General features: G+C 66.5%; 20 protein-coding genes. 11 read left to right on the forward strand and 9 right to left on the reverse strand.

What is annotated here, in order from left to right:
- Positions 1-222 precede the first annotated feature (222 nt).
- The 3 genes from ACTWJ5_RS13395 (at position 223) to ACTWJ5_RS13405 (ending at position 4,282) form a co-directional block, all read left to right on the forward strand.
- A complete protein-coding gene (locus tag ACTWJ5_RS13395) occupies positions 223-753 on the forward strand; it encodes a sigma-70 family RNA polymerase sigma factor (RefSeq protein WP_444438972.1) in 531 nt (176 codons plus the stop codon).
- On the forward strand, positions 750-1,703 hold the full coding sequence (locus ACTWJ5_RS13400; RefSeq protein WP_253412113.1) for a FecR domain-containing protein: 954 nt from the start codon (positions 750-752) through the stop codon (positions 1,701-1,703). The genes ACTWJ5_RS13395 and ACTWJ5_RS13400 overlap by 4 nt, the downstream gene beginning before the upstream one ends.
- Before the next feature lie 107 nt (positions 1,704-1,810).
- On the forward strand, positions 1,811-4,282 hold the full coding sequence (locus ACTWJ5_RS13405; RefSeq protein WP_444438974.1) for a TonB-dependent siderophore receptor: 2,472 nt from the start codon (positions 1,811-1,813) through the stop codon (positions 4,280-4,282).
- Between the two features lie 350 nt (positions 4,283-4,632).
- Here ACTWJ5_RS13405 and ACTWJ5_RS13410 read toward each other — a convergent pair whose 3' ends face one another.
- The 7 genes from ACTWJ5_RS13410 to ACTWJ5_RS13440 form a co-directional block, all read right to left on the reverse strand.
- Entirely contained in the window at positions 4,633-5,322 is a 690-nt protein-coding gene (locus ACTWJ5_RS13410) for a GNAT family N-acetyltransferase (RefSeq protein WP_444438976.1), read from the reverse strand.
- Between the two features lie 474 nt (positions 5,323-5,796).
- Complete coding sequence (locus ACTWJ5_RS13415) at positions 5,797-6,417, reverse strand: hypothetical protein (RefSeq protein WP_444438978.1); 621 nt, start codon at positions 6,415-6,417, stop codon at positions 5,797-5,799.
- Positions 6,418-6,421: 4 nt separating this feature from the next.
- Positions 6,422-7,048, reverse strand: coding sequence for a hypothetical protein (locus ACTWJ5_RS13420; protein ID WP_061562011.1), 627 nt, complete (start codon positions 7,046-7,048; stop codon positions 6,422-6,424).
- Positions 7,045-7,821: an ABC transporter ATP-binding protein gene (locus ACTWJ5_RS13425; RefSeq protein ID WP_444438980.1), complete on the reverse strand. Its 777-nt coding sequence runs from the start codon at positions 7,819-7,821 to the stop codon at positions 7,045-7,047. The genes ACTWJ5_RS13420 and ACTWJ5_RS13425 overlap by 4 nt, the downstream gene beginning before the upstream one ends.
- Positions 7,814-8,830 carry a FecCD family ABC transporter permease gene (locus tag ACTWJ5_RS13430; RefSeq protein ID WP_074983990.1) on the reverse strand — a complete coding sequence of 339 codons (1,017 nt, stop codon included), beginning with the start codon at positions 8,828-8,830 and terminating at the stop codon, positions 7,814-7,816. The genes ACTWJ5_RS13425 and ACTWJ5_RS13430 overlap by 8 nt, the downstream gene beginning before the upstream one ends.
- Positions 8,827-9,894, reverse strand: a complete 1,068-nt coding sequence (locus ACTWJ5_RS13435; RefSeq protein WP_253412121.1) for an ABC transporter substrate-binding protein — start codon at positions 9,892-9,894, stop codon at positions 8,827-8,829. The genes ACTWJ5_RS13430 and ACTWJ5_RS13435 overlap by 4 nt, the downstream gene beginning before the upstream one ends.
- Complete coding sequence (locus ACTWJ5_RS13440) at positions 9,894-12,011, reverse strand: TonB-dependent receptor (protein ID WP_444438981.1); 2,118 nt, start codon at positions 12,009-12,011, stop codon at positions 9,894-9,896. Before ACTWJ5_RS13440 ends, ACTWJ5_RS13435 begins: the two co-directional genes overlap by 1 nt.
- Before the next feature lie 109 nt (positions 12,012-12,120).
- On the opposite strand from ACTWJ5_RS13440, the gene ACTWJ5_RS13445 reads away from it, so the two are divergent.
- From ACTWJ5_RS13445 to ACTWJ5_RS13455, 3 genes are all read left to right on the forward strand, one after another.
- Positions 12,121-12,813, forward strand: a complete 693-nt coding sequence (locus tag ACTWJ5_RS13445) for a Crp/Fnr family transcriptional regulator (protein ID WP_444438983.1) — start codon at positions 12,121-12,123, stop codon at positions 12,811-12,813.
- 1,697 nt (positions 12,814-14,510) lie between these two features.
- Positions 14,511-15,296, forward strand: a complete 786-nt coding sequence (locus tag ACTWJ5_RS13450) for a hypothetical protein (protein ID WP_444438985.1) — start codon at positions 14,511-14,513, stop codon at positions 15,294-15,296.
- Positions 15,297-15,309: 13 nt separating this feature from the next.
- A complete protein-coding gene (locus ACTWJ5_RS13455) occupies positions 15,310-15,597 on the forward strand; it encodes a hypothetical protein (protein ID WP_444438987.1) in 288 nt (95 codons plus the stop codon).
- 122 nt (positions 15,598-15,719) lie between these two features.
- Here the strand turns inward: ACTWJ5_RS13455 and ACTWJ5_RS13460 are convergent, their stop codons facing one another.
- Complete coding sequence (locus ACTWJ5_RS13460; RefSeq protein WP_074983985.1) at positions 15,720-16,379, reverse strand: pentapeptide repeat-containing protein; 660 nt, start codon at positions 16,377-16,379, stop codon at positions 15,720-15,722.
- Positions 16,380-16,432: 53 nt separating this feature from the next.
- The gene (gene exaA, locus ACTWJ5_RS13465) at positions 16,433-18,304 is read right to left on the reverse strand and encodes a quinoprotein ethanol dehydrogenase (protein WP_444438989.1); all 1,872 of its coding nucleotides are present in this window, start codon (positions 18,302-18,304) and stop codon (positions 16,433-16,435) included.
- Between the two features lie 314 nt (positions 18,305-18,618).
- Between exaA and pedF the strand changes: the two genes are divergently transcribed.
- The 5 genes from pedF to ACTWJ5_RS13490 all read left to right on the forward strand — a co-directional run bounded on the left by pedF (position 18,619) and on the right by ACTWJ5_RS13490 (position 23,824).
- Positions 18,619-19,056, forward strand: a complete 438-nt coding sequence (pedF, locus tag ACTWJ5_RS13470) for a cytochrome c-550 PedF (RefSeq protein ID WP_009622924.1) — start codon at positions 18,619-18,621, stop codon at positions 19,054-19,056.
- A 7-nt stretch (positions 19,057-19,063) separates the two neighbouring features.
- Positions 19,064-19,945, forward strand: a complete 882-nt coding sequence (locus ACTWJ5_RS13475; protein WP_444438992.1) for a substrate-binding periplasmic protein — start codon at positions 19,064-19,066, stop codon at positions 19,943-19,945.
- Between the two features lie 14 nt (positions 19,946-19,959).
- Complete coding sequence (locus tag ACTWJ5_RS13480; RefSeq protein ID WP_444438994.1) at positions 19,960-20,706, forward strand: quinoprotein dehydrogenase-associated SoxYZ-like carrier; 747 nt, start codon at positions 19,960-19,962, stop codon at positions 20,704-20,706.
- Between the two features lie 27 nt (positions 20,707-20,733).
- Positions 20,734-21,663 (forward strand): quinoprotein relay system zinc metallohydrolase 1, encoded by a 930-nt coding sequence (locus ACTWJ5_RS13485; RefSeq protein WP_074983977.1) that lies wholly within the window; start codon positions 20,734-20,736, stop codon positions 21,661-21,663.
- 382 nt (positions 21,664-22,045) lie between these two features.
- Positions 22,046-23,824, forward strand: coding sequence for a methanol/ethanol family PQQ-dependent dehydrogenase (locus ACTWJ5_RS13490; protein ID WP_256514981.1), 1,779 nt, complete (start codon positions 22,046-22,048; stop codon positions 23,822-23,824).
- The last annotated feature ends 64 nt before the right edge of the window (positions 23,825-23,888 follow it).

The following is a 23,888-nucleotide window of genomic DNA, read 5'->3' on the forward strand; positions in this document are numbered from 1 at the left end:
GAAGAGCCCCCGCACGGCCGGTAAGAGAGTCGCTCTTACGGCACCAGGGCGGGCTGTGCAGGTGGCGTACCGGACTCGGACCGGCGCATCCGAAGATGCCCCACACGGCCCCCATGGCGGGCATCCACGATAAGGCGCGCTGATCCCGGCCCGAATGCCTTGATGGAAGAGGTGGCATAAAAATATAATGCGAGTCATTCGCATATGATGGAATGCCACTCCATGCACGCTACTGCCGCTACAGAGGATCAGCTGCTCGGCCGGCTGTACCAGGACCACCACGGATGGCTGCGCGGATGGCTCAATCGTCGATTGGGCAACCGTTGCGATGCGGCCGACCTGGCCCAGGATACCTTCATCCGCTTGCTCGTTTCGCCCGCTGCGCTGCAGCAGCCCATCGCGACGCCGCGAGCCTACCTGCTGACCATCGCCCGGCGGCTGGTGATCAATCTCTACCGTCGGCGCTCGCTGGAGCAGGCGTATCTGGAAGTCCTGGCCAGCCTGCCGGAGGCGTGCACGCCTTCGCTGGAGCATCAGGCTCTGGTGCTCGAAGCCCTGCACGAGGTCGATGCGGTACTGGCCCGCCTGCCGAGCAAGGCACGCCAGGCGTTCCTCCTGTACCAGCTCGAAGGGCTCACCCAGGATGCCATCGCCCAGCGGTTGGGCGTGAGCGTACGTAGCGTTCAGCGCTATCTCGCGCTGGCTTTCGAAGAGTGCATCGTGCTGGCGGCGGAAGTGCCGGAGCACCCGTGAGCGCGCAACCCATCGACCGTGATATCGCTCGCCAGGCCGCGCGCTGGTATGTGCGCCTTCAGGGGCCGCGCGTCAGCGAGGCGCAACGTCGCGATTGCGAGCGCTGGCGCGCAGCCGACCCGGAGCACGAGCGCGCCTGGCAGTTGGCGGAAGGCTTCAACCAGCGACTGGGGCTGATCCCGCCTCAGCTGGGGCTCGAAACGCTGGATCGTTCCCACGCCGCTACGCGCCGACAGGCCCTCAAGTTGCTCGCGCTGCTGCTGGCAACGACGCCTGCAGCCTTGCTGATTCGCCGTACGCAGCCCTGGCAGCAACTCAATGCCGATGTTCGCAGTGGGGTGGGTGAGCAGCGCCAGATCTCTCTGGCCGACGGCACACAGATTCATCTCAATACCGACAGTGCCGTCGACGTGGCTTTCGACGGTACGAGCCGGCGGGTACGGCTGGTTGCAGGCGAGGTGCTGATCATCACCGCCAAGGACCCCGCCGGCAGACCCTTCATTGTGGAAACTGCCCAGGGCGAGGTCGAACCCATCGGCACGCGCTTCCTGGTGCGGCAATGGCCCGAGGACAGCCAGGTTGCGGTGCTCGAAGGCGCGGTGAAGCTGAACTCGCGGGCTGGAGAGTCCCAGCTGCTGAAGGCCGGCGAACAGGCGAGATTCAACGCCCGGCATGTGGGCGACGTCGAGCCGCTCGATGCACGCATCGCCGATTGGACCCGCGGCGTGATCAAGGCTGAGCGTATGAGCCTGGCAAGCTTCGCCGCCGAACTGGGGCGATACCGGCCCGGCCTGTTGCGCTGCGACCCCGAGGTTGCGCAACTGGAAGTCTCCGGGGCGTTTCAACTGCACGACACCGACCAGGCGCTCCATGCGTTGACCCAGGTGCTGCCGGTGGAGATCCGCTATCGCACCCGTTACTGGGTCACCATCGCGCCCATTTCCAGCTGATCGGCCCAGCTGATTGGCGCTGCCGAATTCTTTCTGTCGTCTTTTTCGTCTCTCGCGTGTCACCCGAGCACACAACGAAAAAACATGCTCGACACAGGGAGTCACTCATGCAGCTTCACCCCTTCGCTTCGCGCCGCGCAGCACGACCCAGCGAACTTGCAAAGGCGTTGCGCGCCGCTGCGCTCGGGCTGTGCCTGGGCCCGATCGGCTTCGTCGCCTGCGCGCAGGCCGACACCTCCGATCAGGCCAGTCGGCAACGCCACTTCGAGATAGCCCCTGGCCCGCTGGGCGCTGCGCTGGCGGAGTTCGCGAGCCAGGCGGGCATCACACTGCCGCTGCAGCCGCAGCGGGTGCAGGGGCTGAGGAGTCGAGGCCTGAGCGGCGATGCCGACGTCGACACCGGCCTGAGCCGGCTGCTCGAGGGGACTGGGCTGCGCGCCTCACGGCAGGGCGACGGCCTCTATGTTCTGCGTCCGGTAGCCGAGGCCGAGCAGCCACTGAAGATGGACAGCAGCGAAATCGTGGGCGTTCGCCAGGATGGCCTGACCGAGGGAACGGGCTCCTATACGACCGGTGCCATGCAGACCGCCACCAAGCTGAACCTCTCGCTGCGTGAAACGCCGCAGTCGGTCACGGTGATGACTCGCCAGCGCCTCGACGACCAGGCCCTGGCCGACCTCAACGACGTCGTGCAGAACACCCCGGGCATGGTCATCCGGCGCACGGGGCCGGAGCGTTCCACCTACTACGCCCGCGGCTTTGCGCTCGACAACATCATGTACGACGGCCTGCCCACCAGCCTCGACAGTTCCCAGCTGTCCCAGGACCTGCTTTCCGCAGACATGGCCATGTACGACCGGGTGGAGGTGGTGCGCGGCGCCACCGGCCTGATGCAGGGCGCCGGAAACCCGGCCGCGGCCATCAACCTGGTTCGCAAACGTCCTACGCCAACGTTCCAGGCCAGCATCCAGGGCAGCGCCGGCACCTGGGACCGCTACCGCACCGACGTCGACCTGTCCGGCCCGCTGACCGACAACGGCGCTGTGCGCGGTCGCCTGGTCACCGCTTACCAGACCCAGGGCAGCTTCCGCGACTCGCTGGATAACCAGCGGAACCTGTTCTACGGGATCGTAGAGGCCGACCTGAACGACAGCACCACCCTAACGTTCAGCGCTTCGCGCCAGCAGGACGACTACAACGGCAACGGCTGGACCGGCCTGCCGGTGGGCTTCGACGGCAGCGACCTGAAGCTGTCGCGCTCCACTTCCCTGAGCAATGACTGGGAGTACTGGAACAAGACCAGCACCTCCGCATATGCCGCCATCGAACACGCCCTGGACAACGGCTGGAAACTCAACCTGTCGGCCACCAAGACCTGGGCCGACCTGGATATGCTGGGCACCTACATACTGGGGCGCACCGCCACCCAGACCTATGACCAATACGTCGGCGCCGGCCACTATCGGGAAAGCCAGAACAGCTTCGATGCCTACGCCAGTGGCCCGTTCCGCCTGATGGACCGCGACCACGAACTGGTGTTCGGTGCCAGCCATCGCCGCGTGGTGTTCAATGGCGACGTGCCGGTAAACGTGCTGCTGCACAGCAATATCGATATCTACAACTGGAACGGCGACACCCCGAAAATCGCCAGCCAGACCAAATACGGCTGGCAGAACACCAACGCCAAGCTCAACAGCGTTTACGCCACCACCCGCCTGAGCCTGGCCGACCCACTGAAACTGATTCTGGGCAGCCGCCTGGACTGGTACGAAAACGATACCAGCGCCCCCTACAAAGGCACCGAGACCGAACTCAAGGTCAACCGCCACGTCACCAAGTACGCCGGCCTGATCTATGACCTGGACGCGCATCACTCGGTGTATGTCAGCTACACCGACATCTTCAAGCCGCAGAGTTACTTCGACACCTCAGGCTCGGTCATCGAACCCATCACCGGCAAGAACTACGAGCTGGGCATCAAGGGCGAGTATTTCGACGGCGCGCTGAACGCTTCGGCCGCCATCTTCCAACTGGACCAGGAAAACCGCGCCAAGGCCATCACCGACCAGAGCCTTTGCCCCAGCTATCCCACCACTTCCTGCTACGAGGCGGCCGGCGAGGTGCGCAGCAAAGGCATCGAACTGGAACTGCAAGGGCAACTCACGCCCAACTGGCAACTGGGCGCCGGCTACACCTTCACCGAAGCCAAATACCGCAAGGATGCGAACAAGGCCAACGAAGGGCGCCTGTTCGATACCGACATACCGCGACACCTGTTCAAGATGAGCACGACCTATACCTTGCCCAGCGCGCTTGACCAATGGCGCATCGGTAGCTCCCTGTACCGGCAGAACCGCATCTACAACAAAGGCACCACCTACATGATCGAGCAGGACGCCTACACGCTGGTGGACTTCATGCTGGGGTTCAAGCCGACTGCCCATATCGATGCGCAGCTGAACCTGAACAATGCGTTCGACAAGAAGTACTACAACTCCTTGAGTTCGTCTGTCACGGTGCCGAGCAATGTGTATGGGGAGCCGCGGAATCTGATGTTGTCGGTGAAGTACAGTTTTTGAAGCGGCCGCGGGCGCAGGCCTGACCGTGTGGAGAAGCGCAGGAGGCCTATGGACGCCTGGCATCAGCCGGCTTAGCGCTTGGCATCGCGGCGGTATGGCTGCCATGGGGGCGGAAGCTGACGATTACCGAGGTCTGCTTTCGGCCGAGGCTGTGTGAAAACCCGAGCGGCTCTTCGAAGAGCGCGTTCCTACGTGAAATCTGAAAAGGCTTGGCTGTTCAGCCACAAGCCAGAATCCGCGTAGAAACGCGAAATCCAGGTTGTTTTTTAACCAACTGGACCGATCCGGAGGTTTTCACACAGCCTGGGCCGTTAGCAGACACTCAAAGCCGAATCCGTTTCCGCTGGCTGTCAGTGCAGCGTGGGGAAGCGCTCTTTCACCAGCGCCTGGGCCTGATGGGCCATCTGGTCAAGCAGGCGGTCGCGTTTTTTCTCGGCATCGGCCATGGCCTTCCGGCCGTGTTGCTGCACCAGGTAGGCGTGGATCTGCCGCACTTCCTTGGATTGGTAGATCGGGGCCAGGTCCTGCACCGCGACCATGCCGTCGGAGCGGTGATCGCGGGTGTTGAGCAGTACGTGCGGCCCTTGTGCGGCCAGGACCTTAAAGCCCATCGACTCGAAGGCCGGCACCTTGCTCGCCGTGCAGGCGAGTTCGACGTGGGGCCGATGGCCGGCCACCTGTTGCAGCATGGCCCGCGCGATGCCGTGCCGGCGATGGCTGGCCGTGACGGCCAGGTAGGCCAGCGTGCAGGCCTGGGCATCGTCCTGGCTCGGCAGGTACAGGGCAAAACCCAGGACCTGGGAGGGATCCTCGTCGTCCAGCGCCAGGACCAACCGCGCGCTGCTGTCCACGGCGCGGTCCATGGCCTGCAGATACAGGTGCACCTCGTAACCGATCACGTACTGGTACAGCTGATAGAGCGGGTTGCTGGGCGTCAGCGGCACCGGGCTGATGTCGCTGAAGTAGTCCACCACCATTTGCAGAACCTGATTCTTCAGGGACTCCGGTGGCGGTGCGTCCAGGGTTACGAGGGTGAACATCTGAAGCTGGCTCCGGGCGTGCCCGATCGGGGGAGATCGGCGCGGGCGCCATTGTAGCGCCCATGCGTGCCGAGCGTTGCAGCCGTTGGCGGAGTTCAGTGCGTAGGGCGGATAACGCGAAGCGTTATCCGCCGATTGGCCTTGGTCGAACCCCGCTCGGGGGCGGGCTTGGGCATCCTGGGTGGGAACGCCAGGGCCGGCCACTGTGTTGGCGATGAGAAAGGTGTAACGGCGGATAACCGCGAACGGTTATCCGCCCTACGCCCGGTCCGTCGCAGGAGCGGGCCCTGCCCGCGATTCGCGCGCAGGGCGCGCTCCTACAGGGGGAATGGCGTGGGTGTGGTGGGGCGGGCACAGTTTCTGGCTTCTCGTAGGAGCGAGCTTGCTCGCGAATGAACCCCCGCGGCGGAATCTGTTCGCGAGCAAGCTCGCTCCTACGAAGAGCATCTCGGAGCAGTCGGCGAGACAGTCGCCTCAACCCTCCCGTCTGACCTTGGCCCCCGCCTTCAACCACGGCAGGAGCCCATGCAGGAAGCGCGTGGTCGCCGGCATGAAGTAGCTGCCATGGTGGTAGCACGGGTCCAGGGTGGAGACGATCATCCGGCCCGCCGTGGTGACGCTGTCGTCGTAGAGCACCGAGCCGCCGTCCACGGTGTTCACCAGGGAGATCGCGCCTTCCGGCGGCTGCAGTTCGCCGTGGCGGTGCCAGGTGGCGGCGGCCAGGTCGAGGTGGGCGAACAGACCGTGGTCGGCGGCGCCCAGGCGCAGGCCGGAGTCGGCGCCGGGTTGCAGCCACCACCAGAAGTTGGTTTCGCAGGGGCGCCAGCGCACGCCTTGCAGCCACAGGTCGGCGCGGCTTTCGCCCAGGGCCACCACCAGCTTTCCGGCGGCGAGGAAGGCGGCGATGGTGTCTTGCGCGGCTATCAGGTCCTCGGGGTTCTGCCGGCTGGCGACGTACAGGCAGTCGATGTCGTCGAGGTCGGCGCCGGGCAGTTCCGGGGCGTAGAGGTTGCTGTGGAAGCAAGGGCGCAGCTGCGGGTCGTTGTAGGTGGCGTGGTGGTAGTAGGTGCCACCGTCGACGAAGGCGATTCGCATGCTTTCACTCCTGTTCCGGGTAGATGGCGGCGGGCGCGCCGGCGCGCACCCAGTCCAGTAGCTGCGGGGCGATGCGCGCCGCGCTGGTGTCGTCGTTGATGTACATCCACAGGTTGTTGCCGCTGTGCATGAATACCTGCCCGCCATCCGGCCGCTGCCATACCCAGTCGATGGGCGAGCCGTCGACGCGCAGGCGGTGCAGCACCACGGCGCCGGGCGGCGGCGGGTTGGCGCCGCGGGCGTAGAAGCCGGCCACGCCGCGGCGGTAGCTGAGGTCGTGGCAGTCCACGCCGTCGAACACCGGGTGCGGGTTCACGCGCTCCACTTCCAGCTCCTTCACGCCGCGCCGAGGCGCCACGACGAAGTCCGCCAGGCCGTCGAAGATCGGGTAGACCAGGTGGCCGTTGAACACCAGGGTGCCGCCGGCGTCGAGGTGGCGGCGCAGGGCGTCGCGGTGGGCGAGGAGGGCGCGCTGGTCGACGTGGCCCTCGACGAGGATGGCGCTGCGCCCGGCGAAGTGCTCGTCGGTCATCTGGCGCAGCGACAGGGAGTCGATGCCGAGCGCTTCCAGGCGCGCGGCGAAGGCCGGCAGTTCATGGGAGACGGCGCGGATGTGGAGGATGCTGCTCATGGCTGTTCACGGTTCTCCTGTGGGAGTTGGGAAAAGATCGGGACCGCCGTGCCGCTCTGCGGCAGCTCGTCCAGGCGGACCCGGCGTACGGGGATGCGGTACAGGCGCGACAGCGCCGTTTCGTCCATCACCTGCGCCGGCTCGCCAAAGGCGTGGGCGCCTTCGTTGAACAGCAGCAGGGCGTGGCTGGCGAACTCCAGCGCGTGTTGCGGGGCGTGGGTGCTGAACACCAGGGTGATGCCGGCGCCGGCCAGTTCCGCCAGCAGGCGCAGGGTCAGGGCCTGGTTGTGCCAGTCCATGGCCGCGGTGGGTTCGTCCAGCAGCAGGATGTCGGCCTCGGCGGCCAGGGCGCGGGCCAGCAGCACCAGCTGGCGCTCGCCGCCGGACAGCGAGGCGAAGGCGCGGTCCGCCAGGTGCGCCGCCTCCACGCGCGCCAGGGCGCGGTGGGCGGCGGCGTAGTCGTCGCGGCCGGCGGCGCGTAGCAGGGAGATGCTCGCGGAGCGCCCGAGCAGGACCATCTCCAGGGCGCTCATCGGCAGCGCCGGGTGCACTTCCTGGGGCACGAAGCCCAGGCGGCCGCGGCGTTCGACGTGGCCACGGCTGGGCGCGAGGCTGCCGGCCAGGATTTTCAGCAGGGTGGACTTGCCGGCGCCGTTGCCGCCCAGCAGCGCGCAAAGGGCGCCGCGCGGCAGCGCAAGGTCGAGGCCGCGCAACAGCGGGCGGCTGTCGTAGGCGTGGTACAGGTCGTGGCAACGCAGGGCGATTTCAGCCATGCAGGGTTCCCCCCAGGCGGCGGATGAGGAAGGCGAACAGCGGTGCGCCGAGCAGTGCGGTGAGCACGCCCAGGGGCACTTCCAGCTGGGTGAGGGTGCGCGCCAGGGTGTCCACCAGGATCAGGTAGGTGGCGCCGGCCAGCGCGGTGTTGAGCAGGAAGCCGCGGTGGTCGCTGCCGCAGCCCATGCGCACCAGGTGCGGCACCACCAGGCCGACCCAGCCGACCACGCCGCACACCGCCACGCTGGAGGCGGCGATCACGCCGACGGCGAGCAGGGCCAGCAGGCGCACGCGCTGCACCGGCACGCCGAGGCTGCGCGCGTCGCTGTCGCCGACCGACAGCGCCATCAGGTGGAAGCGCAGGCCGTAGAGCACGGCCAGGCTGAGGCCGATGCAGGGCAGGGCGATCAGCAGCTTGCCGGTGTCGGCCGCGGACAGGCTGCCCATCAGCCAGAAGACGATGGCCGGCAGCTGGTTCTGCGGGTCGGCCACCAGTTTGATCAGCGACACGCCGGAGGCGAACACGGCGCTGACCACGATGCCGGCCAGCACCAGCAGCACCGTACTGCTGCCACGGCTGCCGCGCCCGCCGGCCAGCCAGTAGACCGCCAGCAGCGCCAGCAGGCCCCAGACCAGCGCGCCGGTGACCACCGGCCAGCCGTCGCCGGCGAGCAGGAAGGCCAGCACGCCGCCGAACGCCGCGCCGGACGACACGCCGAGCAGTTGCGGCTCGGCCAGCGGGTTGCGGAACAGCGCCTGCAGCGCCGCCCCGGCCCCGGCCAGGCCGGCGCCGACCACCGCCGCCAGCAGCACCCGCGGCAGGCGCACGCCTTCCACTACGCGTTGCTGCATGGCGTTCCAGTCGCCTTCGCCGAACAGCGGCGCGAAGAGGATGCGCAGCACGGTCCAGGGCTCGATGGCGTAGCGCCCGGCGCCCAGGGCGAGCACCGCGGCCAGCAGCAGGGCGAGCAGCAACAGCGGCGTGGCCAGGCGTTGGCGCAGGTTCATCGGGCCTCCCCGGCGAACAGCGCGCGGTAGTGGGCGCTGTCGCCGTTGCCGGCGAGCTTGAGCAGGTCGTCGAGGTCGGCCGGGCTCATGGCGTAGCCGTAGAGCAACTGGTAGGCCTCGGTGATGCGCTGGCGCAGGCCGGGCTCGGCCCGTTCGGGGTGGAACAGGCTGGCCAGCCAGTCCAGCGCCAGGGGCGTTTCCTGGCTCGGCGGGTCCCAGCGGAAGCCGCCGTGGGGGTAGCTGTAGACGCGCCGCTCGCGCACCGCGGCCAGGCCGGCGAGGCGGCTGTCGCCATAGAGTTCGGCCGGGGCCAGGCCCGGTTCGAAGTTGTTCAGCAGCACCACCTGCGGGTCCCACACCAGCAACTGCTCGACGTCCACCGGGGCGAAGCCGGGGATGCCGGCGGCGACGTTGCTGCCCCCGGCCAGGCGGATGTCGCCGTCCATGCTGGTGCCGGCGCCGGCGGCGATCAGCCCCGAGCGCGTGCGCTGCAGGTACAGCACCCGCGGCCGCTGCGCCGCGGGGATGCTCGCTGCGCGCGTGGCGATGGCCCGGCTACGCGCCTCGAACCACTGCGCCAGGCGCTCGCCGCGCTCGGGCTTGCCGAGGGCGGCGCCGACCAGCCGCAGCCAGCCGGCGGCCAGGGCGCTGTCGCCGTAGCGCAGGGTGATCACCGGGATGCCCAGGGCGCTGATCGGGCGGACGATGTCGTCGCCGCGGTCGCCCCACTGGAACACCAGGTCCGCGCCGGTGGCGGCCAGCGCCTCGACGTTGGGCACGAAGCCTTCGCCGGCCACCTGTGAGGGCACCTGTTGCGCCTGCGGGTACATGCGCCCGAGCAGGCCGTGCTCGAAGTCGGCGCGGCTGGCCGAGTTCATCCCGGCCAGGCGTTGCGGGCCGCCGTCCACGGCCATGATCATCGATGCCAGCGGGATGGGGATGGCCACCAGGTGCTCGACCCGCGCCGGCAGTTCCACGCTGCGGCCGCTCTGGTCGACGACCTGGGCGGCCAGCGCCGGGGCGGCGCCGAGCAGGGCCAGCAGCAGTGCGATGGGGCGCCGCATCAGTAGTCCACCGACAGCTTGACCACCAGGGCGCGGCCCGGCTCCACCAGCGGGTTGCCCACCAGGTCGTTGGGGTAGGCCAGGTTCTCCGCCACCGTGGGGTTGCGGCCCACGCGGTCGAACAGGTTCTCCACCCCGCCCATCAGCTTCCAGTCCTGCCAGCCATTGCCGAGCACGCGGTCCAGGTCGATGCCGGCGTACAGGTCGACCATGGCGTAGCTGGAGGTCTCGCGTTCCTGCTTCTCGTCGATGTGGTGCTTGCCCTGGTAGGCGCGCACCACGCCCTCGCCGTACCAGTGGCCGGTGTCGTAGCGCAGCTTGAGGTTGCCGGTGAGCGGGGCGATGTAGGGCAGGTCCTGGTCGGTCTTGTCGTCGCGGCCGCGGGTCAGGGTGGCGGCGTAGCCCAGGCTCCAGCGCTCGGCCAGCTGCGTGCGGCCGTCCAGCTCCAGGCCGCGGATGGTGGCCTTGGCCACGTTCTGCCGCTGGTAGAGGGTGGAGTCCAGGCGCACCAGGCTGATCAGGTCCTTGTACTTGCTCTGGTAGGCGGTGAGGTTCAGCTGGCTGCGCTCGCCGTACCAGCGCACGCCGGCCTCGACGGTGACGTTGGTTTCCGGGTCGAGGTCCGGCGAGGGCAGCGTCGGCTGGGTGCCGGCGGTGCTGGAGATGGTCAGCTCGTTGCCCGAGGGCGCGCGGAAGCCGCGGCTGAGGTTGCCCACCAGGTGCCAGGCCGGGGTCAGCCGGTACACAGCGCCCAGGCTGCCGGTGACGGCGTAGTGGCGCTGGTCGGTGTTGCCGCGGTAGGCGTTGGCCAGGCTCGCGGCCTCGCCGGCGAAGGTGTCGCCGATGTCCACGTCGACCACGTCGCCGCGCAGCGCGCCGGTGAACGACCAGCGCTCGTCGAAGCGCCAGTCGTCGTTGACGAACAGGCCCAGGTTGGTTTGCTCGGAGTCGCGCTCCATCTGGTTCCAGCCGCTGTCGGAGAGCAGCGCGCCGGTGCTGCGGTTGTAGCGCCGGGCGTTGTTCTCGCGGCCGTCGAAGCGCTCGTTGAAGAAGTCGCCGCCGTAGCTGAGGTTGTGTTCGCCCAGCTGCTTCATGGCGGTCAGGTGGCCGCCCCAGACGGTGGGGGTGTAGACCTTGATGTGGGCGAAGGCGTCGACCGTGGCGGCGGTGCTGTTGCGCTGGTAGATGTCGGTCTCGAAGTCGCGCACGTAGAGGCTGCTGTCCAGGCTGTCGGCCCAGGCGCCGACGTTGTAGTTCTGGTAGCCCAGGCGCAGGTAGCGCTCGGTGATCGGGTCTTCACGCACGTCCATGAAGGGCTCGCCCGGCGCCGCGCCGAGGCCGCCGGCGCGCTTGCTGACCACCCGCTGGTAGCGCCCGGAGAGTTCCCAGCGCGAATCGCTGTCGGGGCTGTAGCCGATGGCGAAGTCGCCGCCGAGCGAGCTGTAGCCGCTGTTGCTGGCGTCGCCGATGGGGGTGGAATAGTCGCTGGCGCTGCGCTGGTTGACGCCCAGCAGCACGTCGAAGCCGTTGCCGCCGCCGACCATCTCGGCGCGCCCGCCGAGCATGCTGTTGCCGCTGTTCCATTCCAGGGCGCGCAGCTTCGGCGTCAGCTCGAAGCTCTGCGATGGGTCGACCTTGGCCCGCCGGGTGACGATGTTGACCACGCCGTTCATGGCGTCGGAACCGTAGAGCGCCGAGGCCGGGCCGCGGATGATCTCGATGCGTTCGATCGAGTCCGGGTCGATCATGTTGAATTCCAGGGTGCTGCGGCCACGGTAGCGGTCGCCGTCGATGGCCAGGATCGAGCGCCCCGAGTTGCTGTTGAAGCCGCGTACCACCAGTTGCCCACCAAGGCCGCCGCTGCGGGCGAACTCGATGCCGGGGATTTCCGCCAGCAGGCTCTGGATGCCGCCGCTGCCGACGCGCTCGCGGACCTGCTCGCCGCTGATCACGGTCAGGGTGCGCGGCGAATCCTCGGCCGCCGCCGAGGAGCGGGTGGCGGTCACCGTCAGGCTTTCCAGCTCTTTATTGTCTTCCGCCTGGGCCAGCGGGCTCAGGGTGAACAGGCCGCTCAGGGCGGGTGCCAACAACACTGCACGATAGGACTTCAGAACCACGATCAACGCCTCCCCCAAGGATGGTGTGCGCCCTTAGCAAAAGAGCTGCACGCTGTAAATGACATGAATTATCATTTGCGAATAATCCACCTTTGCGGGCTTGTATCAAATGAGAAATGTCAAGAATGGCCTGACGCTGGCCCGCGAACTGCTCGCCGGCCACCCGCTGCTGGGCGCGCAGCCGGAAGCGCTGCGCGAAAGCCTGCTGGCGGACGCCAGCCTGTGCGCGCTGGAGGAGGGCGCGGCGGTGTTCAACCAGGGCCAGCCGGCGCTGTTCTGGTACGTGGTGCTGGAGGGCCGCATCGACACCCTGCGCTACGGCATGGACGGCGAGGAGCGGGTGATCCAGCACGTGGGCCGCGGCCAGCTGCTGGCGCCCATCGTGATGTTCATGCCGCAGCGGCAATACCCGGTGGGCACCCGCGCGGCCATGCCCAGCCTGCTGTGCCGCCTGCACCGGGAGAACCTGCGCCGCGCCTGCCTGGAACACCCGCCCCTGGCGCTGGACATGCTGGACATAGCCGGCCAGGCGCTGAGTTCGCGGATCGACGACGTCGACAGCCTCGCCGGCTTCAACGCGCCGCAACGCCTGGCGACCTACCTGCTGCGCCTGCCACGCCGCCCCGGGCAGAGCATCGAACTGCCGCTGAGCCAGCGCCAACTGGCCGCCAAGCTGGGCGTGCGCGCAGAAACCCTGAACCGCCTGCTGGCCGAATGGCAACGCCAGGGCGTGCTGGAAGGCAAAAGGCGGCAATGGCGGATCGCCGAGATAGAAGCGCTGGAGGCGCAGGCGCGGAGTTGACGGTGCTGATGGGGGCCGGGTCTGACTGCGGACGGTGCTTACCGGCGGCGCTGGTGTCTCGGGTTGACTCCGTTCCCTCACCCCAACCCTCTCCCGCAAGCGGGAGAGGGGGCTGTCCGGCGTGGTCGGGAGGTTCGGCGTCAACCTGTAGGAGCGGGCCCTGCCCGCGATTCGCGCGCAGGGCGCGCTCCTACATGGGGCACGGCGCGAGGCTGTCTATTGGGTTCCCGCGTTCGCGGGAATGACGAGGATAGCTAGGCGTATCAGGATGACGCTGAGCTTGCCAAACGCTCCGAACGGCCCCCTCTCCCGCAAGCGGGAGATGGGGCTGTCCGGCATGGCCGGGAGGTTCGGCGTCAACCTGTAGGAGCGGGCCCTGCCCGCGATTCGCGCGCAGGGCGCGCTCCTACAAGAGGCAAGGTGTGGGGCTGTCTATTGGATTTCCGCGTTCGCGGCTAGGCGTATCAGGATGACACTGAGCTTGCCAAATGCTCCAAACGGCCCCCTCTCCCGCAAGTGGGAGAGGGGGCTGTCCGGCATGGCCGGAAGGTTCGGTGTCAACCTGTAGGAGCGGGCCCTGCCCGCGATTCGCGCGCAGGGCGCGCTCCTACAAGAGGCAAGGTGTGGGGCTGTCTATTGGATTTCCGCGTTCGCGGCTAGGCGTATCAGGATGACACTGAGCTTGCCAAACGCTCCGAACGGCCCCCTCTCCCTTCAGGGAGAGGGTTGGGGAGAGGGGACGGGGTTCATCCAAACACCAACGACCCCCGGGAGGCACCATTCGCGAGCAAGCTCGCTCCTACGAAGAGCGCCTTGGTGCTGCCTGCAAGCCAGTTGCTCCTACAGGACCGATACGAAGCGAAGCGCCACCCACCACCAGCGGCTGACGCTTCGCATCACGTTCCCTTCGCCCGGCCGCCTTTCTCTGCGGCGGCATATAACCTCTCTGCATCGGCCGCCAGGTACTCCAGCGAACTGAAAGTGCCATCCAGCACATCCTCGCCGGGCGCCCCCAGGTCCGGCGCGCCGGCCAGCAGGCGCAGCAGGTTGACCAGGGCCGATTGGCGGGATTGGGCGGCGTCGTAAAGCTCCGACGGGGCGGTGTTCTTGAGGGGATGGGAACTTGGGCTGCAGGGAGGGCGGACCGTACAGGTTGGCGTACCGGCCTAGAGTTCCGGCGCATCCGAAGATGCCCCGCACGGCCCGCCCATAACACAGGTGTAGCCATGCTAAGTGCCCGAACACTCGCTCAGGCACCTGAATCCAGGGTCGGGACGCCAATCCCGAACCGCCCTGTTGGGCGGCCGGGCCACGTTAGGGAGTTGTCGTGGGGCTGTCAATTGAAAGGGAGGATAAGGAGGGCTGACCGCACAGGCGGTTTGCATTGCAGTCGTTGGTGACGGTGGCTTCCAACCCAAGGTAGCCCCTCGCGGCAGACAGTTATCTGCCAATAGCGGGCATTGAGAATCGGGAAAATAAATCTATCCCTTTTTCCATTTGTTACAAAGACGCAAGGAGCGCGCAGGCTCTGCTCTGGCGGCCACTCATGCGGTGAAAGGTAGGCGTTCGACCACGTCTCTAGTGAAAAATCCCTCTTGGGATTCGTCTAGTGAGAAATCACTCTTTGGTTCGTCCTGAAATTATCTATAGGCGTAGCTGTCAATCAGCGTGGTCATATCTAATTTAGAGGTGGTTGCATGAGCAGCAAGTGGACACTTGGCGTCGTGATGAGTGGTTTTCTCGGTCTTGGAGTTTCAGTCGCTCAAGGGGAGAGTAGCTATAAATTAACTGATGACGGGGTCACATATGAATTCAGCTCCGTGCCCGTTAACGATAGTAACAATGCTCTCATGCTCAATGCTGGAGAGGTCAGAGTTATAGACAGCTCTGGAAAGTTGTTGTCATTCACTCATTATGGCCAGTCACCTGGGTGTACGGAAGGCGCTTATCCAGTTAAGAGAATAGATATTCCTGTAAAGGCTGTTCGATACGCAGAAACAGGGCAGATGCAGAAATATATTATGTTTTGTGGATCGAGTGGTGGGGAACACAAAACAGTAAGGTTCTACAAGCCAGGCTTTGGCTTTGTGTCTGCAATTGATTTCCTTAACGGGCCTATCGAAATGGAGGTGGATTCCAGGCAGATCGCGACAAAAATTACCTATAGAAGCTATTCCAAATTCTTGAGCAGGGATATTGACTACTCACTGGCTTATGACTTGCTATCGGATGGAGTGTCAGTTTATCGCGAGATAAATAAAGCCAGGAGCGCTTCTATTTTGAAGTTGGACGCTAGATTAGAGCCCCATAGAGGGGGCGATATAAAGTCCCAAAAATTGATGGGCTTAATGGCTTTTGCTGCATCTGGAGAAGAGGCCAAATACTGCAGCCTGCTCGGAGATGGAGGTAAGGAGGGGGAGGCTTCTATGTTGCAAGAGGATGTTGAGAGTTTGGTTGGGTTTGCATTTAAACCTAAATGCTAAGGGGGTAGATGTTATGAGTAACGCGGACGATAAGGATGCAGCAGTTATGGAAGACGCTAGGGGTGGTGCACCGGGGAGCGGCGAGCAGCGTCTGTTTGTACACCCTGAGTTGTATAACGGTGATGGTGCGTACAAGGATTACGACACTGCGCAGTGTATAAAATTTTTAAATGAAGGTGTCTATGGAAGTATCTATATTGATCGCGACAGAGAGGCTTTTCTAAGTCCGGATGATCGAAATAATATTGTTGGGAGCAGTCCTACTGGAGCGTTTTACCTTAAGCCATTGTATATAATGTGAAATGTCATTTTAGGTTCGTAGGGCGCATAACCGCGAACAGTTATGCGCCCTACGCGTTACCCGGGACATCCCATTCGCGAGCAAGCTCGCTCCTACAGTTCATGCCACCCCGTGCCAGGTACTCAATCCCACCCGCCGGGACACCCCTTGCACCCCTGCATATTCGTCCCCTGGAAATTCCCGAACCTCGGCTTGCTGCCGCGCAAATCCGCATCCTCCAGATTCGCCTCCGCCAACTTCACCTCCTGCAGATTCGCATCGCGCAAATCCGCCCCCTTCAGGTCCGCGCGGGACAACCAGGTCATCTCCAAATCCGCCGCGCGCAGGTTAGCCTGGTGCAGCTTGCCGCCGCTCAGGCGGGCGAATTCGAGGTAGGCGGCGGTCAGGTCGGCGCCTTGCCATTGGGCGCCCTGGGCGAACAGGCCCCAGGCCTGGATGGCCACCAGGCTGGCGCCGGAGAGGTCGGCGGCGCGCAGGTTGGCTTGTTGCAGGCTGGCGCGGGTGAGGTTGGCGCCGCGCAGGTTGGCTTTTTCCAGGTTGGCCAGGTCGAGGGTGGCGTGGCGCAGGTCGGCGCCTGAAAGGTCCGCGCCGGCGAGGTTCATGTGGCTGAGGTCCTGGCCTTTCAGATCGGCGCCGCGCAGGTCGGCGCCGGGGCATTGGCTGCCGGGGGCGATGCGGCAGTGGGCGATGACGGTGGCGTCGTTGTCGGTGTCGACGGATTCGTCGCTGGCGTGGGCCAGGCCGGCCAGCAGCAGGGCGGCGAGCAGGGTGGTGGTTTTCATGGCTTTCTCCCGGGGCATGGAAAACCGCGCCCCAGGGGGCGCGGTCGGTGGGCTCAGCGGCTGGCGGTCTTGTTGTCCCAGCTGGGCAGCTTGAACACCCAGAAGGATCCGCCCTGGGCCACCGGGCGCGTCAGGTCGGCCATGTCGCCGCCCCACAGCGGCACGGCGCCGCCGTAGCCGACGGTCACGCCGATGTACTGCTCGCCGTCCTGTTCCCAGGTGATGGGCGGGGAGACGATGCCGCTGCCGGTCTGGAACTTCCACAGTTCCTTGCCGTTCTTCGCGTCGAAGGCCTTGAGGAAGCCGTCGCCGGTGCCGGTGAACACCAGGTTGCCGGCGGTGGCCAGCACGCCGGCCCACAGCGGCAGGTGCTCCTTGTGTTCCCACACCACCTTGCCGCTGGTGGGGTCCATGGCGCGCAGGCTGCCGACGTGGTCGTCGTACATGCGCTTGATGCGGAAGCCCATGCCCAGGTAAGCGCTGCCCTTGGTGTAGCTGACTTCCTCGGTCCAGTAGTCCTCCTTCCAGTGGTTGGCCGGCACGTAGAACAGGCCGGTGTCCTGGCTGTAGGCCATGGGGTTCCAGTTCTTGCCGCCGAGGAAGGGCGGCGAGACTTCCACCGCCTTGCCGTGCTTCTGCCCCGGTTCCGGCAGCGGCGGGCGCTGGCCTTCACGCTCGACCGGGCGGCCGGTCTTCAGGTCGATGTGGCTGGCCCAGGTGATGTTGTCGACGAAGGGGAAGGCGTTCTGCAGCTTGCCGTTGCTGCGGTCGACCACGTAGAAGAAGCCGTTGCGGTCGGCGTGGGCGGTGGCCTTGACGATCTTGCCGTCCTTGGCCTTGTAGTCGAACAGCACCAGTTCGTTGTTGCCGGAGAAGTCCCAGGCGTCGTTCGGGGTGTGCTGGTAGAACCACTTCACCTCGCCGGTGCTCGGGTCCACGCCCACTTGCCCTGAGGTGTAGAGGCTGTCGTAGTCGTGCGGGTTGCCGCCCTTGGCGGTGCGCGCCCAGGTGTTCCACGGGCCGGGGTTGCCGGCGCCGACGATGATGGTGTTGGTTTCGGCGTCGAAGCTGGCGCTCTGCCAGGGCGCGCCGCCGCCGTGGTTCCAGGATTCGACCTTGCCGGTGGGCGAGTTGGGGTCGTCCGGCCAGGATGGCGCCTTGACGTTGCCGGTGACGCTGCTGTCCTTGCCGTTGAGGCGGCCTACGTGGCCTTCGACGAAGGGCCGCATCCAGATTTCCTCGCCGGTGTCCGGGTCGCGGGCGAACAGGCGGCCGACCACGCCGAACTCGTCGCCCGAGCTGCCGTGGATGAGCAGCACCTTGCCGGTCTTCTGGTCCTTCACGATGGTCGGCGCGCCGGTCATGGTGTAGCCGGCGCCGTGTTCGCCGAACTTCTTCTTCCATACCACCTTGCCGGTGTCCTTGTTCAGCGCCACGACCGAGGCGTCGAGGGTGCCGAAGAAGATCTTGTCGCCGTAGATGGCGGCGCCGCGGTTGACCACGTCGCAGCACGGGCGGATGTCGTCGGGCAGGCGGTGGTTGTAGGTCCACAGGCGCTTGCCGGTCTTGGCGTCGAGGGCGAACAACCGCGAGTAGGAGGCGGTGACGTAGATCACCCCGTCGCTGACGATGGCCTGGGATTCCTGGCCGCGCTGTTTCTCGTCGCCGAAGGAGTAGGACCAGGCCGGGGTCAGCTTGAACACGTTGTCGGCGTTGACCTGCTTGAGCGGGCTCCAGCGCTGGGCGTTGGTGCCCATGCCGTACTGCAGCACGTCGCTGGTGGTCTTGTGGTCATTGGCGATGTCGTCCCAGCTGACGTCCTTGGCCAGCGCCGCGCCGCTGGCGCCCAGGGCGATGGCGAGGGTCAGGCTGTGCAGGGCGAGGCGCAGGGGGCCGGCAGAGGCGAGGGAGGTTCTTGTTGTCATCTTCGGGTTCCCGTTTTTGATGTTGGGTCGAGAAACGGCGGGCCGCTGCTCGGGCCGCGGCGGTTCCATGGTGGGAGCCGGCGGCCGTGGCGGAAACGGAAAAGCTCCCGCATCGGCCGGGACAAGTTCCCGGTCGGGGCATGACTTGGGCTTGCTGCCGAAGGCCCTGGAGCGGCAGCCCTGCGCCCTAGTACGAAGGGAGTAGGCGGGGGCATCCAAAGCAGCATTCGGGGCGGGGGCGGGGCTTCCTAACATGGTCGAGGAGCGCCCCCGGTGGCGCCCGTGCCTTGTCCTACCCCCAGAGGAATGAAGTGATGAACAAGAAGAACTCCTTGCGCGGCCTGCTGGTGCTGGCCGGCCTCAGCGTCTCGGCCCTGGCCCTGGCCCATGGCAACGTGACCCCGCAAGCGGTGGATACCAAGGGCCTGGAGCCCCTGGGCAAGGAGTGGCGCGACACCAACCCGTACCGCGAGCCCTACGCCAACCACAAGCTGGCGGTGGAGATCGGCTCCTCCGCCTACAACCAGAACTGCGCGCGCTGCCATGGCCTGGAGGCCAAGTCCGGCGGCATCGCCCCCGACCTGCGCAAGCTCGACCTGGGCGCCGAGGGTGACGAGTGGTTCAAGGAGCGGGTGATCAACGGCGCGGTGCGCGACGGCGCCGTGTACATGCCGAAGATGGCCGACTTCATCAGCCAGGAAGGCCTGTGGGCCATCCGCAGCTACCTGGAAAGCGTCCACGTGGACGAGTGACGCCGCCATGCGCCTGCTCAGCCTGCTGTGCGGCCTGCTCCTGTTGCTGGGGCAGGCCGAGGCCAAGGTCCGGCCCTACGAAGACATGGTCGCTTCCGGCGTATTGCGGGTGGCGGTCTACCAGAACTTCCCGCCCTACAGCTACATGCAGGGCGGCCAGCCCCACGGCATCGACGTGGATCTCGCCACGCGCCTGGCCCAGGGCCTGGGCCTGCGCGCGGAGTTCCTCTGGGTGATCCCTGGCGAGCGCCTGGACGACGACCTGCGCAACTTCATCTGGAAGGGCCATTACCTGCGCCCGGGCGTGGTGGCCGACGTGATGTTGCGGGTGCCCTACGACCGTGACTATTCCAACAAACGCAATGACGTCGGCGAACTGGCCAACGACCAGGTGGTGATGTTCGGCCCCTACCAGCGCGAGCGCTGGCAGGTGGTCAACGACGCCCGCCGGCTGCCGCAGGTGGACACCATCGCGGCGTTCCGCGAGCACCGCATCGGCGTGGAACTGGACAGCGTGCCCTCGTTCTACCTGACCTCGGTGCTGGGCGGCCAGCTCAGCGCCATGACCGTGCACTTCCCCAGCACCCAGGCGGCCTTCGACGCCATGCGCGCCGGCAAGGTGGACGCGGTGATGGCGCTGCGCGGCGAGCTGGACTGGATGCGCGCCCAGGCCCACGACGACCAACTGAAGAACGCCGAGAATACCTACCCCAGCCTCGGCCAGCCGGACTGGGACATCGGCATGGCGGTGCACGAGAGCAACCGCCAGCTGTCCAATGCCCTCGACGGCGAGCTGGAGGAACTGGTGCGCAGCGGCGAGCTGGCCAAGCTCTACGCCGGCTACGGCGTGCGCTACGAGTTGCCGGGGCTGTACCAGGACGTGCAATAGCACGAGGAGGAGGGATGCGTAGACGTAGCCTGCTGTTGGGCCTGTGCGGCCTGCCGCTGCTGGCCGCGGCGGTGGAGGGCGACCCGGTGCCCTCGGTGATGTGGGACTACCACCACAAGCGCCTGCTCGGCGGCGAGCCCTTCGTCTTCGACGAGCGGGTGAAGCTGGGCGTGCCGCCCTTCGCCGAGGACGCGCGGCAGGTGCCGGTGGAGGTGGACGCGCGGCAGTTGCCCGGGCGCTTCGAGCGCCTGGTGCTGTGGGCCGAGCTGAACCCCATCCCCCACGTGCTGACGCTCTACCCGGGCGAGGACCTGGAGGCGCTGCTGGCGGTGCGCATCCGCATCGAGCAGGCCACCGCCATCCGCGCCGCGTTGCGCGGAGAGGATGGCGTGTGGCACGTGGGCTCGGCCTGGATCGACGCCGCCGGCGGCGGCTGCACCGCGCCCAGCGTGGTGCGCGCCCAGGCCGGCTGGGAACAGCGCCTGGGCCAGGTGCACGGCGGGGCTTTCTCGCGCGGGCCGAACACGCGGCTGCGGCTGAAGGTGAACCACCCGATGGACAACGGCCTGGTCGGCGGCATCCCCGAGTTCTACCTCGACCACGCCGAGCTGCGCACGCCCGAGGGCGAGGTGCTGGCGCGCCTGGACCTGTTCCCGGCGGTGAGCGAGAACCCCAGCTTCAGCTTCGAACTGCGCGGCCACCCCCACGCGAAGCTGTTCCTGCACGACAACAACGGCAACGAATTCGAGGCCGCCCTCTGAGGCGGCCGGCCCGCCCGCGAGGTGCCCATGCGTTACCTGCTGACCTTCCTGCTGCTGCTCTGCACCCAGGTCCTCGCCGACCTGCAGTACCACCTGCAACCCCGGCAGATCGCCGAGGGCACCTGGCTGGTGGAGGGCAGCACCGACAACTTCGCCAAGGACAACGGCGGCAACATCGTCAACGTCGCCTTCGTCGACACCGGCGACGGCATCCTGGTGATCGACACCGGCCCCTCGCGGCGCTACGGCGAGGCGCTGCGCGCGGTGATCCAGCAGACCACCGGCAAGCCGGTGAAGCAGGTGCTGCTGACCCACCACCACCCCGACCACGTGCTGGGCAACCAGGCCTTCGCCGACGTGCCCATCGGCGCCCTGGCCGGCACCAGCAAGCTGCTGAAGGAGCAGGGCAACGCCATGGCGGAGAACATGTACCGCCTGGTGGGCGACTGGATGCGCGGCACCGAGGTGGTGCTGCCGACGCAGACGGTGGAGCCGGGCGAGCTGCAGGTCGGCACGCACCGTTTCCGTCTGCTCGGCCTGCGCGGGCACACCGGGGCGGACCTGGCGATCCTCGACGAGACCAGCGGGGTGTTGTTCGCCGGTGACCTGGTGTTCTACGAGCGCGCTTTGACCACGCCCAACAGCCCGGGGCTGGATGTCTGGCTGGCCGATCTCGATACCCTGCAGGCATTGCCCTGGAAGCTGATCGTCCCCGGCCATGGGCCCATTGCCACCGACGCCAGGCCCTTCGCCCAGATGCGCGACTACCTCGGCTGGCTCGACAGCGTGATGCGCGAAGGCACCCGCGAAGGCGCGGACATGAACGACCTGCTGCGCACCCCCATCCCCGAACGCTTCGCCGGCATCAGCCTGACGCGCTACGAGCTGATCCGCAGCGTCACCCACCTGTACCCGCGCTACGAACAGCAGGCGTTGCCGCGTATCGACCAGCAGTGAGCCGCCCCGGCTCTTCGTAGGAGCGAGCTCGCTCGCGAACCGATTCCGCAGCGGGGCATGTTCGCGAGCAAGCTCGCTCCTACGAAAGGCCGTGTTCACCTGTAACGGGCCGCGTGGCCGTTCCCATGTAGGAGCGCGCCCTGCGCGCGAATCGCGGGCAGGGCCCGCTCCTACAGGTCTTCCGCACGTCACGGAGTTGTCTATTGGGTTCCCGCGTTCGCGGGAATCCAGAAAACAGCGATCACAAAGCCGGGTATTGCTACCAAGGAACTAGGGAATTCGGCAAAGCGGTCAATTGTTGGCCCACCGCACCGGGCCAAGAATCTGCGGCAGACCGGGAAAACTTCCCGGGTACAACAACAAATCCGCAGAGGTAGCCGCAATGAGACATGCAGGTCCCACCCCTTCCTTCGCGCGCAGCGCGCTCTTCGCCGCACTCGCCCTGGCCAGCCTGGGCGCCCAGGCCGCGGTTACCGACCAGGACATCAGCGACAGCGCCAAGCGCACCGACCAGATCGTGGTCAACGGCATCAACCAGCAGGGCCAGCGCTTCAGCCCGCTGAAGACCCTCAACAGCGGCAACGTCAAGGAACTGCGCCCGGTGTGGGCGCTGTCCTTCGGCGGCGAGAAGCAGCGCGGCCAGCAGGCCCAGCCGCTGGTCAAGGACGGGGTGATGTACGTCAGCGCCTCCTACTCGCGGGTGTTCGCCGTGGACGCGCGCACCGGGCGCAAGCTCTGGCAGTACGACGCGCGCCTGCCCGACGGCATCATGCCCTGCTGCGACGTGATCAACCGCGGTGTGGCGCTGTACGGCGACCTGGTGATCTTCGGCACCCTGGACGCCAAGCTGGTGGCGCTGAACAAGGACACCGGCAAGGTGGTGTGGAAGAAGACCGTGGCCGACTACAAGGCCGGCTACTCCATCTCCGCCGCGCCGCTGATCGCCAAGGGCAAGCTGATCACCGGCGTGGCCGGCGGCGAGTTCGGCGTGGTCGGCAAGATCGAGGCCTACGACCCCAGCAACGGCGAGCTGCTGTGGAGCCGCCCGACCGTCGAAGGCCACATGGGCTACGTGTACAAGGACGGCAAGGCCATCGAGAACGGCATCTCCGGCGGCGAGGCCGGCAAGACCTGGCCGGGCGACCTGTGGAAGACCGGCGGCGCCGCGCCCTGGCTGGGCGGCTACTACGACCCGAGCACCGACTCGCTGTTCATCGGCACCGGCAACCCCTCGCCGTGGAACTCGCACCTGCGCCCGGGCGACAACCTGTTCTCCTCCTCGCGCCTGGCGCTGAACCCGGAGGACGGCTCGATCAAGTGGCACTTCCAGACCACCCCGCACGACGGCTGGGACTTCGACGGCGTGAACGAGCTGGTGTCCTTCGACTACAAGGACGCCGGCAAGACCATCAAGGCCGCGGCCACCGCCGACCGCAACGGCTTCTTCTACGTGCTGGACCGCACCAACGGCAAGTTCATCCGCGGCTTCCCCTTCGTCGACAAGGTCACCTGGGCCAAGGGCCTGGACCCGAACGGCCGGCCGATCTACGACGACGCCCACCGCCCCGGCGCGCCGGGCGAGGGCGCCAAGGGCAGCTCGGTGTTCGTCTCGCCGTCCTTCCTTGGCGGCAAGAACTGGATGCCCATGGCCTACAGCCAGGACACCGGCCTGTTCTACGTGCCCTCCAACGAGTGGGGCATGGACATGTGGAACGAGCACGTGACCTACAAGAAGGGCGCGGCCTACCTGGGCGCCGGCTTCACCATCAAGCCGCTGAACGAGAAATACATCGGCGTGCTGCGCGCCATCGACCCGAAGACCGGCAAGCAGGTGTGGCGCTACGAGAACTACGCGCCGCTGTGGGGCGGCGTGCTGGCCACCCACGGCAACCTGGTGTTCACCGGCAACCCCGAGGGCTACCTGATGGCCTTCGACGCCAAGAGCGGCAAGAAGCTCTACGAGTTCAACACCGGCTCGGGCGTGATCGCCTCGCCGATCACCTGGGAGATGGACGGCGAGCAATACGTCACCGTGCTCTCCGGCTGGGGCGGCGCCGTGCCGCTGTGGGGCGGCGAGGTGGCCAAGCGCATCAAGGACCTGGACCAGGGCGGGATGATCTGGACCTTCAAGCTGCCGAAGGACCTGGTGAGCAAGCGTTGAGTTCGCAGGGGTAGGGCAGGGGGCTGGCTGGTGCCGGCCCTTTGCTTTTTGCTTTTCGTAGGAG

The sequence above is a fragment of the Pseudomonas sp. A6 genome (genome assembly GCF_052367875.1).
Classification (GTDB): Bacteria; Pseudomonadota; Gammaproteobacteria; order Pseudomonadales; family Pseudomonadaceae; genus Pseudomonas; species Pseudomonas citronellolis.

Bases quoted from the DNA above. Each gene is read 5' to 3' on its own strand.
- ACTWJ5_RS13395 (WP_444438972.1), top strand. From the start codon at position 223: ATGCACGCTACTGCCGCTACAGAGGATCAGCTGCTCGGCCGGCTGTAC.
- ACTWJ5_RS13405 (WP_444438974.1), top strand. From the start codon at position 1,811: ATGCAGCTTCACCCCTTCGCTTCGCGCCGCGCAGCACGACCCAGCGAA.
- ACTWJ5_RS13410 (WP_444438976.1), bottom strand. From the start codon at position 5,322: ATGTTCACCCTCGTAACCCTGGACGCACCGCCACCGGAGTCCCTGAAG.
- ACTWJ5_RS13415 (WP_444438978.1), bottom strand. From the start codon at position 6,417: ATGCGAATCGCCTTCGTCGACGGTGGCACCTACTACCACCACGCCACC.
- ACTWJ5_RS13420 (WP_061562011.1), bottom strand. From the start codon at position 7,048: ATGAGCAGCATCCTCCACATCCGCGCCGTCTCCCATGAACTGCCGGCC.
- ACTWJ5_RS13425 (WP_444438980.1), bottom strand. From the start codon at position 7,821: ATGGCTGAAATCGCCCTGCGTTGCCACGACCTGTACCACGCCTACGAC.
- ACTWJ5_RS13430 (WP_074983990.1), bottom strand. From the start codon at position 8,830: ATGAACCTGCGCCAACGCCTGGCCACGCCGCTGTTGCTGCTCGCCCTG.
- ACTWJ5_RS13435 (WP_253412121.1), bottom strand. From the start codon at position 9,894: ATGCGGCGCCCCATCGCACTGCTGCTGGCCCTGCTCGGCGCCGCCCCG.
- ACTWJ5_RS13445 (WP_444438983.1), top strand. From the start codon at position 12,121: ATGAGAAATGTCAAGAATGGCCTGACGCTGGCCCGCGAACTGCTCGCC.
- ACTWJ5_RS13450 (WP_444438985.1), top strand. From the start codon at position 14,511: ATGAGCAGCAAGTGGACACTTGGCGTCGTGATGAGTGGTTTTCTCGGT.
- ACTWJ5_RS13455 (WP_444438987.1), top strand. From the start codon at position 15,310: ATGAGTAACGCGGACGATAAGGATGCAGCAGTTATGGAAGACGCTAGG.
- ACTWJ5_RS13460 (WP_074983985.1), bottom strand. From the start codon at position 16,379: ATGAAAACCACCACCCTGCTCGCCGCCCTGCTGCTGGCCGGCCTGGCC.
- exaA (WP_444438989.1), bottom strand. From the start codon at position 18,304: ATGACAACAAGAACCTCCCTCGCCTCTGCCGGCCCCCTGCGCCTCGCC.
- pedF (WP_009622924.1), top strand. From the start codon at position 18,619: ATGAACAAGAAGAACTCCTTGCGCGGCCTGCTGGTGCTGGCCGGCCTC.
- ACTWJ5_RS13475 (WP_444438992.1), top strand. From the start codon at position 19,064: ATGCGCCTGCTCAGCCTGCTGTGCGGCCTGCTCCTGTTGCTGGGGCAG.
- ACTWJ5_RS13480 (WP_444438994.1), top strand. From the start codon at position 19,960: ATGCGTAGACGTAGCCTGCTGTTGGGCCTGTGCGGCCTGCCGCTGCTG.
- ACTWJ5_RS13485 (WP_074983977.1), top strand. From the start codon at position 20,734: ATGCGTTACCTGCTGACCTTCCTGCTGCTGCTCTGCACCCAGGTCCTC.
- ACTWJ5_RS13490 (WP_256514981.1), top strand. From the start codon at position 22,046: ATGAGACATGCAGGTCCCACCCCTTCCTTCGCGCGCAGCGCGCTCTTC.